Here is a 16,100-nt window from a genome sequence, read left to right on the forward strand (position 1 = left end):
GGCCGGAGTAGTCAAGGTCATCACTAAACCCTTGCGTCTGCAAGACCTCGAACGCGAAGTCCGCGGGATGCTGGAGGCTTGCGCCTAGCCACGAACCGAACCCGGTTGTTTCCTCCCGCACCCTTCCCGGTGGGCCATCTGTGCGTCCACGCATACCTTTCCCGGCCACGCACGCCACCGGCCGGAAGACTCCCATCTCAAAACGGAACATGGAATCGAGGGTCTGGACAAGTCACCCCCAAAAGTGCTAAGATTGAGTCCACCGGGAACTTACATAGGCTATACCAGCACGATGGCGCCGCGCAGTACGCCGGTTAAGATTCGGCCAGCCTCGAGGGTCGGCGTTTCAAGTGAAGCCGGGGGCGGCAACGCGCCAGCAACCAGATGACCCACTCCAGCGGAGGGAGTAGACGGTTGACAGCATCGTGGAAAGTACGCGTAGAGGCTGGGGCGCACCCGAGAACGTATTGTCCTGTAAGTGTGCGAATTCCAGTTACTTACGGTGACTGCCCCCATGTACAGTTGCAGGATGCGCGGACGAAGCGGCTCATTCCATGCCAAGTCTCCCCCATAGGCAAGGAGACCCTCCTGTCATGGCTGGTCGACAAGCTCGCGGCGGGTGACACGCAGTTGCTGAAAGCGTCCACCGTCAAGGAAGCGCCGGAACGCCCGCGTGTCGCCCTGCTGGAGCGTCTCCAGGACCACTGCGTAGACGTGGTAGTATGTGGAAAACCTTTTACAACATATCATTATGGCGCGCAATGGGTTAGGCCGTTTCTCCATCCTGTGCTGGGTCCCGGGGACACACCGGTAACGCGCACATGGCCCATTGAGGACCACGTTCGCGACGAAGACCGTGACCACGCGCATCATAAATCGATTTGGGTGGCTTATGGGGCCTGTGGGCGCGTGGATAACTGGAGCGAGGACCCGGGGCACGGCTATCAGCGGCATCGCGCATTCCAGCGGCTTATCTCTGGGCCTGTGTACGCGGAACTGGCGGCGCGGATCGACTGGTGTGATAACCGCGACCGCAAGCAGTTCGAAGAATTGCGGTCGTTCCGTTTCTATGGCCTTCCCGGCGGTGTACGTTTGTTCGACGTCCAGGTCCGATTCCGGATGTCGCAAGGTCCCGTTGTGTTTCACGACACGAAGGAAGGGGGCCTGTTGGCGGTACGCATGGCCAGCGCCCTGTCAGGCGACCGGGGCGGCCGCATTGAGAATGGCTACGGCGGCGTTACGGAGGCGGAGACGTGGGGTAAGAAGGCGCCATGGTGTGATTACAGCGGCACGATTGCGGGGCGGCGTGTGGGGGTCGCCGTGATGGACCATGAGTCGAATCCGCGCTATCCGACGGAATGGCATGTGCGCAGTTACGGTTTGATGACCGCGAACTGTTTTGCCTGGAAGCATTACAACCCGGACGGAAAGATCAAAGGTGACATGAGCTTCCCGAAGGGGGCAACCCGGACGTGGCGATACCGCGTCTATATTCACACGGGCGATGCGGCCCAGGGTCGCGTGCGGGGGCGGTTCTTAGATTTCGTTGCGCCGCCCCGCGTGCGGCTGGAATAGGCCGCCGCTCCGCAACAGGTGCGAGGGCAGCCATGAAAAAGAAAGCCGCGAAGGCAAAGACGAAGTCCCGGACGAAGACGAAGAACAGCAGTCGTCGCAGCGTGGCGCCGAAGAAAAAGGCGGTGCGCCCCGCGAAGACGAAGGGAAAATCCGTGGCCAAAAGACCTGCAGCGAAGAAGTCCGCGGCCAAGAAGCCGGTCATCAAGAAAGCGGCGGCAAAGGAGGTTGCGGTCAAGCAAGCCGCGGTCAGTAAGACCGCGCGCGAAAAGAACGTGGTCATGAAGGCGGCTGTTCCGGCGGCCGCGCCGGCCGCAGCCGCTGCGGCGCCCACGGCCGTTGCCCCGCCGCTTCCGAAGCCTCCCTTGGTCTCCGCGGTTCCCGTGGCGCCGGCGGGTGGTGTCCCGGCGAAAAAGGTCTATGCGCGGCCATCGCCCCAGGTGCTTGCAAAGGTCAAGCCGCTATCGCGGCGGTTTCTATTTGAGTTGTGCGAGGCGATCAAAGAGGCCGTCGAACCGGTGGCGCGCGCGGTGAAGGGGCGCGAGGTGGTCAGCACGGCTACGAGCGGCGACGCCACCTTCGAAATCGACCGTCTGGCGGAGAAAGCGCTGCTCATGTTTCTGCGCCGCGCCAAGGCGCCGGTGGCGTACTACTCGGAGGATTCCGGGTATTCGACTTTTTCAAACGCGCAGCCCAAGAATCTCCTGATCGTGGACCCGATCGACGGGACGCGCGCGGCGAAGAGCGGTTTCGAAGGCTGCACGATAAGCGTGGCGTCTACGCGCGTTATCGAGCGCCCGCTTATGTCCGATGTGGATAATGCCTGCGTGATGGAGATCATCGGCAACCGTACCTTCTACGCGGAACGCGCCTCGGGCGCGCGCATTTACGAACAGGGCCACGTGCGCAAGCCCAGGCTCTCCACCAACACCGACCTGGAATCGCTCTGCTGGTCCATGACCGTGCCGGCGCGGCCCGCGGAACTCATCTTTCCGACGGCGGCGCGGCTGATTGACCTTTCGAGTCTGAAAGGCGGTTTCTTCTCCTGCAACAGCACGTCCTTCAGTCTGACGCGGCTCATTACCAACCAGCTCGATGCGTGCGTCGATTTCGCAATCCGGTTCATGCGCGACATTCCGGAAGCGGTGCGCGATTACTTCATCAATGCCGGGCGCGGCACCGTGCTCAGCATCTGTCCCTATGACATGGTGGCGGCCGTGCTCATTGCGGAGGAGGCGGGCTGCGCGGTGAGCGATGCGTTTGGCCGCGGTTTCAATGACGTACTGTTGCTGGACAGCTCCGAGCACAACCATCAATCGTTGATCGCGGCGGGGAACAAGGAACTGCACGAGAAACTGCTGCTCTTTTTTGAACGGCGCATTTCCCAGTTCGAACAGCTGCTGCTGCGCCGGCACGCGCGCAAGAGCGGGCAGGCCTGACCCGAGGCCATGCGCGCCATCGACATCGTTGTTCTGGTCGCCTATTTCGGCGCCATGTCGTTCATGGGCGTCTATTTCACGCGGAAATCCGGCACGACGGAGGGGTATTTCGTCGGAAACCGCTCGTATCCGGGATGGCTTATCGGCATTTCGCTTTTCGGCGCGACAATCAGCTCGATCACGTTTGTGGCCTATCCGGCGGATGCGTTCCGCACCTCGTATCTGCGCCTGCTGCTCTGTTTCATGCTTCCGGTCGGCGTGCTTATCGCGTCGCGGTTCTTCGTGCCCTTCTTCCGGCGCGGAAAAATCACCTCTGCATTCCAATACCTGGAGGCCCGTTATGGCCCCAAGACGCGGGTGTACGCCGCGAGCGTGTTTATCGTGGCCCAATGCCTGCGCATCAGCATGATCCAGTTCCTCGTCGCGATGCTGCTGCACGAGATGACGGGAATGTCCGTCATGGCCTGCATCCTCGTGGGCGGCGCCATAACGGCTTTCTACACCGTGCGCGGCGGCATCGAAGCGGTGATCTGGACGGATTTCGTGCAGTCGATCATTCTGACCGGCGGCGGGTTGCTCATTTTGGGTGTGATCCTCTACCGTCTGCCCGGCGGACTGGGCCAGGTACTCAGCATGGGCGCCGCGGACCACAAGTTCATGTTTGGCGATCTCGACCCCGCGGAGAACGTGTTGCGGCCCGCGCCGCTCGGGTTCTCGCTCTCGGAAAAGACCGTTGTCATGATGCTCCTGGTCGGCCTGTTCCAGTGGCTGGCGGAATACAGCAGCAACCAGGAAGTGGTGCAGAAGTACTGCGCGGCGCGCACGGCCCAGGACGCGCGCCGCGCCATGTGGATATGCTGCCTGTTCTGCGTGCCGACCTGGGCCTATTTCATGTTTCTGGGCACCTGCTTGTATGTCTTCTACAAGGTCTTTCCCGATGCGCAGGCGCAGGCCATGCTGAGCGGCGTCATCAAGGCCGAGGGCATTCTGCCCCATTTTGTCGCCACGGAGCTGCCCGCCGGTCTTTCGGGAATCGTGGCCGCGGCGGTGCTGGCCGCGGCGATGTCTTCCATGTCGTCCGCCATGAATTCCATCAGCGCCGTGAGCATTACGGACATTTACCGCCGCCATATCGCGCCGGACCGGGACGACCGCCATTACGTGCGCGCGGCGAAAGCCGTCACGCTGGCCAGCGCCTTGATTATGATCGGCGGCGCGGCCGCCCTTGCCCGCTCCGGCAGCCGCACACTCCAGGACATGTCTACCGAATTCGCGGCCATTCTCGGCGGCGGCCTGCTCGGCTTGTACATGCTGGGCTTCTTTACCACGCGGGGCGACGGGCGCGCCGTGGGTGCGGGGATTGCGCTGGCGGTGGCGTTCTCCGCGCTGATCTCTTTCGCCGGGCTGGGCTGGCTGCCGGAACGCGTAACGCGGTTCCTTGACGCGCATTTCGAGACCTACTACACGGGTGTCGTGGGCAATGTGCTGATGTTCCTGACCGGGTACGCGATTGCGGCGCTGCTGCCGCGATCTCGCGCGACGCGGGAACGCGACCTGACCAACCTCACCGTCTACACGCAATCCTCCGCACCGCTGGACTGAGACGAGGGCGCGGGCGGGCCGAAGGGCCGTCAATAATCGCGCTTCTGCAGGTTCAGCTTTTCATAAAGGGTGCTGCGCCCGATGCCAAGGATGCGCGCCGCCTCGGGCACGTTGCCGTTGCAGTAACTCAGCACGTTTTGAATGTGGCGGCACTCCATCTCGGCGAGCGACAGGGGCGCATCGTCGGGCAGCGAGCGACCGATCAGGTACTTGACGGTTTTCGCCTCCACACATTCTCCCTGCGTGAGCACGACGGCGGCATCGATGACGTGCTTGAGTTCCCGGACGTTGCCCGGCCAGTCATGGCGCTTGAGGTAGTCCAAGGCCTTGGGGGCGAACCCGCGCACGGGCCGTTTCGTTTCCCGCCGTGCCCCTTCGAGGAAATATTCCGCCAGTTCGGGGATATCTTCGGCGTGTTCGCGCAACGGCGGCACGCGCACCTCTAGGACACGCAGCCTGTAGTGAAGGTCGCTTCGAAAGGCGCCAGACGCGACGGCCGTATTGAGATCGCGATTGGTGGCGGCGAGCACGCGCAGGTCGACTCGGGTCTCCTCGGCCGCGCCCACACGCCGGAACTGGCCGGTCTCGATGACCCGCAGAATGCGGGCCTGGTGGTTGAGGCTGAGGTCGCCGATTTCGTCCAGTAGGATGGTGCCGCCCCGGCTCTGCTCGAAGAGGCCGATCTTCCGTTCAATCGCGCCGGTGAACGCGCCTCTCTCGTGGCCGAACAGTTCACTTTCAAACAATTCGGACGGGATCGCGGCGCAATTGACCGCAACGAACGGCGCGTCCGCGCGGTCCGACATCTCGTGGATGAGATTCGCCACCAGCTCCTTGCCCGTACCGGTCTCGCCCAAGATGAGCACAGTCTGGCCGGTCTTCGCCACCAGCCCGATGAGATAGAACAATTGCTGGAGCGCTTCGCTCGAACCCACCATGCGCAAGGTTTTCTGATGTTCGCTGCGCATCTGTTCGAGTTGCTGCTCGAGATGCCGACGGCGTTCGATAGAGCCGAAAAAGGGCGCGACGGCGTGGCAGAGCGCGAGCAGGTATTCCAGGTCGGATTCCTCGTAATCAGGCATGCCGGGGCTGCTCGCGATCTCTATGGCGCCGATGGTGTGCTGGCCGATGTAAATGGGCGCGACCATGCCGGAAACGGATTCCGGCGCGGCGCCAGCCCCGGGCCGCCGCGAAACGATGGAGCCGCGGCGGTCGGCGAGACACCTGCGCATCCGGGTCTCCACGCCTTGTATCGCGCGGCGTTTCTGGTCGTCCGGCCGCTCCACGAATTCAAGTTGGTCATCGCTGCAGAGCGCCACCCAGACGGCGTTGGGCGCGAACCGTTCCCGAATCCCCATTTCGAACAGCCGCAATAATTCAGCCACGGACTCCACGGTGCTGAACTGGCGGCTGACCTGGAACAAGTGGGCGAGATCCGAGATGTTGCGAGGCAGGCCTTGGTCCAACGGATGCGGCGTGGCCTCCGTGGGGTAGATGGTCCGGCTCTCCATCAGCCGCTGGGTCTGGCCCGTCGGGGCGGCGCTGACCCCGGACTGCGGTTCGAGCAGGCGGCGCGAAAGGATGAAACTCAGATTGCCCACGCAAATCTCGTCGCCCACATTGAGCTGGGTGCTGTCAATAGGGCGGCCATTGACGAGCGTGCAGTTGCGGCTGCCCAAGTCCCGCACGAAGACATCATTGTCCGTCTGCCAGACCTCACAATGATGGCGCGATACCAGCGCATCGGCGATGATCACATCGCAATCGGTGTCGCGCCCGATCACGAGACGCTCTTGCGCGATGGTCCAGGAATTGCCCTTTTGCGGACCGGACCGGACAATAAGGTGATACGTATCCCTTTTCACGCCGACGGCTTCTCCGAACGCAATCAGTATGAGACCCAGTCGAAATTCCGGCTTGCGGACCGTCCAGATTCTGGACGAAACGTGTCCGAATTCTGGACTTCGCGCATTCCCTTCCCCCAGCGCGAACCCTATTCTAATGTAAAGCACGTGAGAAAACCAAGGTTTTTCAGCGCAGTCTGGTGTAGGCGCAAATGGGTACGAGAATTGCTCCTTCCCTAATGCCGATGGCGTTCCCAGGAAGCGGTACCGGACCAGGACCACCATCAAAAGGCGAGAAGAAGGCGTAACGCGCAGGGACGGTCCGGCAAAACCGGGCTTTCCCGTGTGTGGCTTGTGTGTTCACGCGGAGGTGACTATTATGACCACGTACAGCGCACGGAAGCGTTAGGGGCATTCGATGCAAGACCGGGATAGGAATCTTCTCTTCGCGGTGCTCGCGGTCCAGCTTAAGGGGGTCTCGCCGCAACGGGTTCTCGAAGCGGCGGGCGCGTGGATGGTCGACCCGAGCCGCCCCTTGTCGGCGCGGCTTCAAGAGAGCGGCATCCTGCGCGCGGAAGACGTGGCCCTTCTCGACCATCTCGTGGATGAGGCGGTGCGCACATGTCGGGGCGACGCCGCCGAAGCACTCAATTCCATTCATGGCGCGGACGTCTTGCGCGCGTCGTTGCAGGGTGGCGCGGCGCCCGCGACCGGCCCCAAGGACCGCACGCGTCCGATGAATGGCACGGCCCGGTTCGAACTGGAAGGCGATGTTCTCTCGGCGGTCGAGGAGATTCCGGGCCGCTACTCGCAGATTTCGGAACAGGGCAGGGGCGGCATGGGCCGCGTGTTGCTGGTGCATGACGAGTGCCTGGGCCGCGATATTGCGCTCAAGGAATTGCTGTTGCCGCATGACACGGACTACACGGGACCGCCGCCGAGCCCCATGCGCGAGACGACGGCGATGCTGGCGCGTTTCCTGCGCGAGGCGCGCGTTACGGGCCAGCTGGAACATCCGGCGATCATTCCCGTGTACGAGCTGGGCCGCCGGCGCAACGGCACGCTGTACTACACGATGAAGCTGGTGCGGGGGCGCACGTTGTCCGATGCCATTCGCGACGCGGGGACATTGGAGGCGCGTTTGCGCCTGTTGCAGCATCTGATGGGCTTGTGCCAGGCCCTCGCCTACGCGCACAGCCGGAGCGTTGTGCACCGCGACATCAAGCCGGCGAATATGATGATCGGCGAGTTTGGCGAAACGGTCTTGCTCGACTGGGGGCTGGCGAAGATCGTTGGCCAGGCTGACGTCCACGCCGAAGAGTTGAAAGAAAGCCTGCGCATCCTCAAACTGGGGCGGGCCGAGGAAACGCCGCAGACCGTCGTGGGCGAGGCGGTTGGCGCGCCGCACTACATGTCGCCGGAACAGGCCGAAGGCCGGATTGAAGACCTCGACTACCGCTCCGACGTCTACAGTGTCGGCGCGGTGCTCTATGAACTCCTCACCGGCGAACCGCCATTCTCCGGGCGCACCGCGGAGGAGATCCTCCGGCAAGTGGTCTCGGAAGAGCCGAAGCCAATTATCGAGACCGTGCCGGACGCGCCGCCCGAGCTGGTCAGCATCTGCCGGAAGGCCATGCATAAGGACCCCGCGAAACGCTACGCGTCCATGCTGGAATTGCGCGACGAACTGGTGCGGTTCGCGACGGGCGCTTACGTGCAAGCCTACCGTTATGGCCCGGGCGAGGTGCTGCGCCGCTTCTACGGCAGACACAAAGCCGTCATCAACACGGCGCTGGCCGGCGTGTTCGCGCTGCTCTGTCTCGGCGTGTATTCGTATGTGAGCATATGGCAGGCGCGCAACCGGGAACACGAACAGCGCGTGACGGCGGAACTTGCGCAGGAACGGGAAGCGAAGGCTCGCTACGACGCGGAACAAGAAACGTACCTGTCCAAACTCCGGCTTGCCGAATTGCAGCTCGCTTCGAATGACATCCGCCTCGCCAACGATACCCTGTGGAGCACGCAAGAATCCTTGCGCGGCTGGGAATGGGCCTTCCTGCTCAACAAGGCCAACCGGGACATGTTCACCGTCGAAACGCCCGAGGCAGTGGCGTATGCGGCCGTATTCAGTCCGGATGGGTCCAAGCTGGGCACGAGCAGTTACCCGCGACCGCCCGCGATATGGGATGCGCACACGGGCAGCTTGATCCAGGCGCTGGAAAACAGCCCGTGCAAACAAAACAGCATTGCGTTTACGGCGGATGGCGCGCGGTTTGTTGCCGCCGGCGAAAATGGCAGCGCCTTCGTCTGGGATGTGAGCACGGGCAGGTTGCTGCACACCTTCACCGCGGATGCGGTGGCTTACGATGCCGTGCCGGCGGGGCATTCGTCCCGGCTCTATGTGGGCTATGATGACCAGACCGTACGCGTATGGGACATGGAATCCGGCCAACCGGCGGCGACATGGCAAGTGGGTGCGGGACCGGTCTGGAACATAGAGCTGAACGCGGATGAAACCCGCCTGCTGACCGAGTCCGGGCAGGGAGTCATTCAGATATGGGACACCTCCACCGGCGCGAGCGTGTGCACGGTGGGCGGGTATCTTGCCCGCTTCAGCCCGTCGGGCGCGGTCATCGCCGCCGCCGACCCGGAACAGAACATGGCGGTGCTGCTCTGGGACGCGGCGGCCGGCGCGCTGGTCCACCGCCTCGAAGGCCACGAGCGGCCTGTGTACTCGCTCCGTTTCGAGCCCTCGGGCGCGCGGCTGCTGTCCGCTTCGTTTGACGGCACGGTGCGCCTGTGGGACGTGGCCGCGGGCGCCGCGCTCCGGTCCTTTGAGACCGGCAGCGCCGCCGTGCAGGCTTTCGAGGTGGACGCGGGCAAGTACGTTCTTGCGTGTTCAGGCGACAACATGTTTTCGCTCTGGGACGCGGCCACGGGCCGCCGCATCTATGCGATTCGGGGCCGCGGTGCGGCGTTGCGTTTCGCCGATCAGTCACCGGACGGGCTGCGGCTTGCTACGGCCTCCGCCGAACCATTCTTCCAGGTGTGGCACATCCTGGAACCCAGCGGGCTGCGCACGCTGGATTATGAGGCGAGCCCGCCCTCCGAGCGGTCTTCGGAAGCCTTGGGCGTGGTCTTGAGCGCCGACGGGCGGCGCGCGGCCGCATGGTGGAACGACTTCAAGGCAACGGTGTACGACTGCGCGCACCTTTCTGCGATAGCGCATTTCCAGTCCCCGTTCCCGCACTATCCGCAAGCGGTAGCGTTGAGCGGAGACGGCGCCCGCGCCGTCATGGTGCTCGACGATTTCACGCCGACGGTATGGGATACCGCCAAACCAGGGTTCGCCGCCGCTTACAACGGCCACGCCAAGTGGGTCAAGGCGGCCGCAATTACGCCGGACGGCGCCAAGGCGGCTTCGGGTTCGTGGGACGGCTCCGTCCACGTATGGGACGCGGCCACGGGCGCCGGTCTTGCCGTGCTCGAAGGGCATGCCGCGCCGGTGACCGCCGTGCAGTTCCGCCCCGATGGCCAGGCGCTGCTCACGGCCTCAATGGACGGGACGGCCGTGGTGTGGTCCGTCAGCAACGGTGAAAAGTTGTGGACGCAGGGAGAACCGCGGGCGCCCGTGACCGGCGCCGCATTCAACGAGAGCGGCAGACGCGTCATTACCGCCTGCGCGGATGGGAACGTCTATGTCTGGGACCCGGTCACAGGGACACGGCTGGAATCGTTGGTTGCGGAGCGGCAGGGGGCCGCACGGGGTGTGTTCGACCTCAGGGTGAACATCGGCCCGGATGACAAGCTCATCATCACCCGGAGCCGCACGGACGCCACCCGCGTCTGGCACGGGCAGAGTCATGCGTTGCTGTTATCGCTGGACGTGAGCGACGCGCTGCTGCCGCTGCCGGACCGTCAGTCGGCTCTTCTGGCAGGCGCCGACGGCGTGTTACGTGTGGTACAGACCGCGCCCTGGCGGACAGAGCAACGCGAGCACTGCGCCGGCGCCACGTGGCAGGAACAGTACGCGGACTACCGGATGCGCCAGGGCCAGGAAACCCACCGTCCTGTCCATTGGCGCGCTTCCGGCACGGTATTCCTCGCCGCGGACGGCGAGACGCTTGCTGAGGGCCTCCAGACATTGAGCGACGCAGCCGCCGGGGGCGGCGCGCCATTCGCCGGCGGGCTGGTCCGCATCCCGCAGCCTGTCTTTGGTCCAACGCTCGCTGATATCGGGCTGGAACCGGACGACGCAGTCAGCAGGGTGGATTCCGCTCCTCTGAAAGACGGGCCCGACGCAGCGGCGCAGTTGGCGGCCTTGGCGGGGCGCCTCCGGGCGGGAGAGGGCGCAGCGCGGCTCACCGTGGTCCGGGACGGCGCCGCACGGGACCTGCATTACGTGGCGGGGCCAAAGGCGCGCGAGGAAACACAGACAACCATCCGCCGCGCCGACGCCCAGACGCTTGTCGGCGAATGCGCGCGATTTCTGGTGCGGAGCCGGGACCATCCCGAGTGGACGAGACTCTATGGTCCCGTGCGGGTCTTGCTGGATGCGGAGGTCAATGACGGCCTGCTGAATGCGGCGGGGCTTTCGCCCTACGACGTGGTCATCGGAATGAACGCGGAAAGGTTCAGCGATGCGGGACGTGTTCAGGAGTCGTTCCGCGCCTTGGCGGAGGGACTCGCGGGCGGCGGCGTGGCGGAATTCTCGCTGACCGTGCGGCGCGGGGCATTTCGCGAACTCGAACTGCAGTATACGGTACAGTAAAGGGCATCCGCGTCCCGCACGGACCGGGGGTGTTCAATCGTTCGCGGAAATGCTATTCTAGGATTTCCTTTGTATACAACCATGGGAGGGCAAGGCAATGAACAAAACAGTGTTTCTGGGTGTCGCTGTGTGCGCGACGCTGGTTTTCGCCGGGTGCCAGACCTGCCCGTCGGAAGACGAGGCCAAAGCGTTGCCGAAGGGGTATTGCGGCTACGGGCCGAAGGTGCGCATGACCTACAGCCTGTTTCAGGGGGTGACTCTGGCGCGGTTGTTCGCGGCGGACACGCCGGCCAGCGCCGTTTTTGCGGGCTGGAAAAAGAATGCCGAAGCGTTGGACGAAGGAAGCGGCTTCGAGCCGCAGGTCCTGGCGCTGTTGAGGCAGCACACCTTGGAACTGCACGGGGCCTCTGCGGGGTTGGGCAATGATGTGACCTTCCGCAGCCTCTTCGCGGACGGCGCCGCCAGCCTCCCGCAGCCCGTGCGGGCGAAACTCAACGCGCTGGAGAAGATGGGGGTCGACCTGCCGTTCCTGCATCCCCTGGCCGTGGACCGGACGACGTTCGACAACATCGTGCAGACGCTTCTGGACATGGGCTTCGGCGGCATGGACCTGTACGCGCTCTATCACACGCCCGCAGACCCCGCCGTATTTTCGGACGCCCACATCGACGCCATAGACGCCGCGCTGGATGCGAAGATTCTCCGCTTCGGAGACATCGACTTCCTGTGTGTCACTGAAGACGGCGCTTCCGCAAAGGCAGCGAACATGTGCTGCAGCAAGACGACGCGCAAGTGCCTTTCATGCAGCGGCATGAGCTGCTCGATGTGTGGGTTGTACTGCTGCCTCGGTTCGAGTTGGTGCTCCCAGTGAGAGGCAGCAAAGCGGTGCGAACCATGACAAGGACCCTCTGACACAGCGCCGTGCGCGCCGTGTCAGAGGACGTTTCCGCTAAGCGATTCTCAAGCGGCTACTCACCGTAGAGGGAGTTGTAGAAGTAGGTGATCATCGCCGCATAGGCACGCGTCACCGGATGAACCGTCGGGTATCTCAGGAAATCCACGTGGCCGTCCAGGTAGAGGACGTTGGCGCCGCCCGGCAAGTGGTTGAATCCGTCCCGGTTGATGTTCTCCGCGAAACGGTCCCACATGATGGGGACGGTGCTTTGCGCCTGGGCAGTGGCCGCGGGGTTATTGATGTCCGTGATCAGGAACCGTTCAATGCCCTCGCGCAACCGGTAGATGGGCGCTTCCGTCGAGGCCGGGTCGACGGTTTGGAAGGACAGGTCCTTGTCGTATACGGTCGAGTCGCCCGTTTCCCACCACGAGTTGACGTGGTCCCAGAACACGCCCGTCCAGGTGGCCGGGTCGGCAAACAGGCGCAGGAACAGGGGGTCTATGGAAGCGTCGGGCGGGTTGGCGTTAGGGTTGGCGCCCTCGACCTCCACATGCTCGTCTAGAATGGCCCAACCCAGGTACACGTAAGAATCCTTTGTGTAAGCGCACGGGTCCACCGCCAACGCGGGGTCGTCCGCAAGATGCCAGTCGTTCTGCGTGAAGTCGGGGCTGGATGGGCACTGAAAAATCTCAAGGTCGTTAATATATTCCGGATACATGGATTGTACGTCAGGCAACAACGACCGTGAGTTGGGAACATCGCACACCACCTGGTCGCTTGAGGTTCCCTCCTGGCTCCAGGACGTTTCCCACCGTTTCAGCGTCGGAAACCGCTCGCCGTTGGATTCGTTGGCATACATCTTGAAAACGAGACCGAACTCCTTCAGGTTGTTCTGGCAACTGGCGCGGCGGGCGGCTTCGCGCGCGCGAGCCAGCGCGGGCAGCAGGATAGCGGCCAAGATACCGATGATGGCAATGACCACCAGCAATTCGATCAGCGTGAAACCCTTGGGGAATGTCCGCATGGTATGAGTCCTCTCGGTTCCAACAAAATGATAAAAATGCGAACCCAACCGACCCCAAGGATTGCTTTATTACAGATTAATCACATAGGCCTGCGAATGTCAAGGCGAAAAATACTTACAGGACGGCCATCTGAGCGGTCACGTGTGGGGCAAGACTTGAGTAAAAATCAGTTATCTAGGATTAATAGTTTTTATGCACTTCTGATCGTTCCCGCTCGCCGCGGTGTCCAGAAAATGGACGAAGGGCGTCCAGAATCTGGACTGAGGCGGGCGTCCGCCGCAAGATGCGAACACCTGTGGGAATATGCTGAATATCGTAAACTGAAGCAACCAAATGCTTTATAGGAATTGTGCGTTTGCGGGCAATCTTGGCATCAGCATTGCTATAGGCCTGCGCAGCAACCCTTGAGGAGGCTCTGTGGCGGGTGTGGCAGATGCCGGACGAGCGGTGCGTGTCGGGCTGAGCAGCTTGGTCCGGGACGCATGGGCCGTCATTTTCACGCGCATAGTGCGTGTACGGACGGTTGCCAAGACTTGGCAGGCGCCGCAGTCACCGTCATTCGCGTGTCCGGTAAGGCACTGGCCACGCCCGCCCACAGGGCCACCGCCGGAGCGAGGGTTCGAGCAACTGCCGCGCCCGGGGTCAGTACGGCGCCTCCGGGCAGGGATTGGTATTCTGTGCGCGCGTTGTGAATACAGCCAGGGGGACGCAAGAGCGGTTTGAAGCGGGCGCGTGGCAGTCTGCAAACAGGGTCGTCTACATCAGGGCGTCGCGCCTGGAATTAGGGGGCGCGCGACGCCCTGGAAGAGACCTTATCCCGCTCCCCGTTTCGTTCCTCAGGCCGCGCGACTGTCGTGTCGGGGCAGACAAGTTGCCAACGGGAGGAATCCATCGACTAGTATGTCGGCATGCAGTTGGACGACCCGATAGAGACGATGCCGGGCATCGGCCCGAAGCGCGCGGCGGTGCTGGCGCGCCTTGACGTGCGCACGCTGCGCGACCTGCTCCTGCATGTGCCGCGGGCCTACCAGGACCGCCGCCGCATGACGCCGGTCAGCGAGGCGGCGCCGGGAACCGAAGTGACGATTGAAGGAGAGGTCGTCTCCGCGCGCCACGTGCGGCTGCGCGGGCGGCTGTCGATGGCGGTGGTGCGCGTGCGCGACGCGACGGGCGCCTTGAACGCGACGTTCTTCGGGCGCGGCTTTCTGGCGCGCGCGTTGCCGCCGGGCACGCGCCTGATCCTCAGCGGGAAGGTTGAGTCCTACCAGGGGCCCGCTTTGAGGAACCCGGAATATGAGGTCATGTCCGGGGATGCGGAAGATTTGCTGCACACGGGGCGGATCGTGCCGGTCTACCGCCTGACCGAGGAGCTCTCCCAGCGGATGCTGCGCCGCTGGGTCGCACAGGCGCTGGCCGAGACGGACGGGTCCGTCGCGGAAACGCTGCCCGCGCAGTTGCGGAGCGCGCATGGGTTTCCAGAGGCTGATGCGGCGGTGCGCGCGGTTCATTTCCCGGCGACATTGGAGGCGGCCGAGGGGGCGCGGCGGCGTTTCGTCTACGAGGAATTGCTGGCGCTGCAGGCCGGCATTCTTCAGGAGCGGGCGGCGCGCGCGCGGGAAGAATGCGGTATCCGGCATGAGACGGGCGGGCCGCGCCTTGCGCGCTTGGCCGCCTCATTGCCGTTCGAACTTACCAGCGCTCAACAGCGCGCCATACACGACATTCTCGGCGACATGGCCGCGCCCCGGCCCATGCTGCGGCTGCTCCAGGGGGACGTGGGCTGCGGCAAGACCGCGGTCGCGCTGCACGCGGTCGCCGCGGCCGCGGACGGCGGCTATCAGACGGCGCTCATGGCCCCCACGGAAGTGCTGGCCGAACAGCACTTTTTTCACATGCTGCGGACGCTCGAACCGTTCGGCCTGCGCGTGGCGCTGCTGACCGGCGCGATGAAAGGGGCCGCGCGCATCCGCAAGGACATTGCCGCCGGGGCGGTGGACCTGGTCGTGGGCACGCACGCGTTGATTCAGGAGAAGACCGCCTTCCACCGCCTGGGCTTGGCCATTATCGACGAGCAACACCGCTTCGGCGTGCTGCAGCGCGCGCGGCTGGTTGAGAAAGGCGAGCAGCCGGACGTGCTGCACATGACCGCGACGCCCATCCCGCGCACGCTCGCGCTCACCGTGTATGGCGGCATGGACATCACCGTCATCGACGCCATGCCGCCGGGCCGCAAGCCCGTAATAACGCGCCGTGTGCCGCCGGAAAAGACAGCGGAACTGCACGAATACATCGTGCGCGAGGCGCAGGCAGGGCGGCAGACCTACCTTGTCTGCCCGCTGGTGGACGAGTCGGACCGGCGCGCGCTGCGCAGCGCGATCCGCCATTTCGAGGAACTGTCGACGGGCCCGCTGGCGCGCGCGCGCAGCGGCCTGCTGCATGGCCGGCTCGACGCGAGCGAGAAGGAGGCTGTCTTGCGGGGCTTTCAGTCCGGCGCGATAGACGTCTTGTTCTGCACGACGGTCATCGAGGTAGGCATCGATGTGCCGAACGCGACGATCATCGTCATCGAAGACGCGGGCCAGTTCGGGTTGACGCAATTACACCAGCTACGGGGCCGGGTTGGGCGCGGACCCGAGCAGGCCCACTGTTTCTTGCTGGGTGAAGCCGCAACCGAAGACGCGCGGCGGCGCCTCGAAATCCTCTGCGAAACGGCCAGCGGTTTCGACATCGCGGAAGAAGACCTGAAACTGCGCGGTCCCGGCGAGTTTCACGGCGTGCGCCAGGCCGGGCTCACCGACCTGCGCGTGGCGGATCTGGTCCGCGACGCGCGCCTGCTCGACCAGGCGCGGCGCGACGCCCAGGCGATTCTGGAGCGAGACCCGTTGCTGGAGCGGCCCGAACACCAGGGGTTGGCCGCCGCCGCGCGGCGATTCCTTGCGGTTCGCGCGTAAC

At 63.9% G+C, this 16,100-nt stretch carries 8 protein-coding genes; 6 read left to right on the plus strand and 2 right to left on the minus strand.

Going from position 1 to position 16,100, the window contains the following annotated elements; translation table 11 throughout:
* The first annotated feature begins 480 nt into the window (after window positions 1–480).
* The 3 genes from KA184_10015 (at window position 481) to KA184_10025 (ending at window position 4,613) form a co-directional block, all read left to right on the plus strand.
* On the plus strand, window positions 481–1,575 hold the full coding sequence (locus tag KA184_10015) for a PmoA family protein (protein MBP8129899.1): 1,095 nt from the start codon (window positions 481–483) through the stop codon (window positions 1,573–1,575).
* A 152-nt stretch (window positions 1,576–1,727) separates the two neighbouring features.
* Complete coding sequence (locus KA184_10020) at window positions 1,728–3,011, plus strand: hypothetical protein (protein MBP8129900.1); 1,284 nt, start codon at window positions 1,728–1,730, stop codon at window positions 3,009–3,011.
* Between the two features lie 9 nt (window positions 3,012–3,020).
* Entirely contained in the window at window positions 3,021–4,613 is a 1,593-nt protein-coding gene (locus KA184_10025) for a sodium/solute symporter (protein ID MBP8129901.1), read from the plus strand.
* 29 nt (window positions 4,614–4,642) lie between these two features.
* Here the strand turns inward: KA184_10025 and KA184_10030 are convergent, their stop codons facing one another.
* Window positions 4,643–6,478, minus strand: coding sequence for a sigma 54-interacting transcriptional regulator (locus KA184_10030; protein MBP8129902.1), 1,836 nt, complete (start codon window positions 6,476–6,478; stop codon window positions 4,643–4,645).
* Between the two features lie 397 nt (window positions 6,479–6,875).
* On the opposite strand from KA184_10030, the gene KA184_10035 reads away from it, so the two are divergent.
* Window positions 6,876–11,228, plus strand: a complete 4,353-nt coding sequence (locus KA184_10035; protein MBP8129903.1) for a protein kinase — start codon at window positions 6,876–6,878, stop codon at window positions 11,226–11,228.
* A gap of 97 nt (window positions 11,229–11,325) precedes the next feature.
* Window positions 11,326–12,099 carry a hypothetical protein gene (locus tag KA184_10040; protein MBP8129904.1) on the plus strand — a complete coding sequence of 258 codons (774 nt, stop codon included), beginning with the start codon at window positions 11,326–11,328 and terminating at the stop codon, window positions 12,097–12,099.
* Between the two features lie 97 nt (window positions 12,100–12,196).
* Here the strand turns inward: KA184_10040 and KA184_10045 are convergent, their stop codons facing one another.
* On the minus strand, window positions 12,197–13,147 hold the full coding sequence (locus KA184_10045) for a DUF1559 domain-containing protein (protein MBP8129905.1): 951 nt from the start codon (window positions 13,145–13,147) through the stop codon (window positions 12,197–12,199).
* Between the two features lie 909 nt (window positions 13,148–14,056).
* Here KA184_10045 and recG point away from each other — a divergent pair.
* Entirely contained in the window at window positions 14,057–16,099 is a 2,043-nt protein-coding gene (recG, locus tag KA184_10050) for an ATP-dependent DNA helicase RecG (protein MBP8129906.1), read from the plus strand.
* Window position 16,100: the final 1 nt, after the last annotated feature.

This window comes from Candidatus Hydrogenedentota bacterium (genome assembly GCA_018005585.1).
Lineage (GTDB): Bacteria > Hydrogenedentota > Hydrogenedentia > Hydrogenedentales > JAGMZX01 > JAGMZX01.

What these genes read in the sequence shown, in the direction of transcription:
- KA184_10045 (MBP8129905.1), bottom strand. Translation starts at nt 13,147, where the DNA reads ATGCGGACATTCCCCAAGGGTTTCACGCTGATCGAATTGCTGGTGGTC.
- KA184_10040 (MBP8129904.1), top strand. Translation starts at nt 11,326, where the DNA reads ATGAACAAAACAGTGTTTCTGGGTGTCGCTGTGTGCGCGACGCTGGTT.
- KA184_10025 (MBP8129901.1), top strand. Translation starts at nt 3,021, where the DNA reads ATGCGCGCCATCGACATCGTTGTTCTGGTCGCCTATTTCGGCGCCATG.
- KA184_10035 (MBP8129903.1), top strand. Translation starts at nt 6,876, where the DNA reads ATGCAAGACCGGGATAGGAATCTTCTCTTCGCGGTGCTCGCGGTCCAG.
- recG (MBP8129906.1), top strand. Translation starts at nt 14,057, where the DNA reads ATGCAGTTGGACGACCCGATAGAGACGATGCCGGGCATCGGCCCGAAG.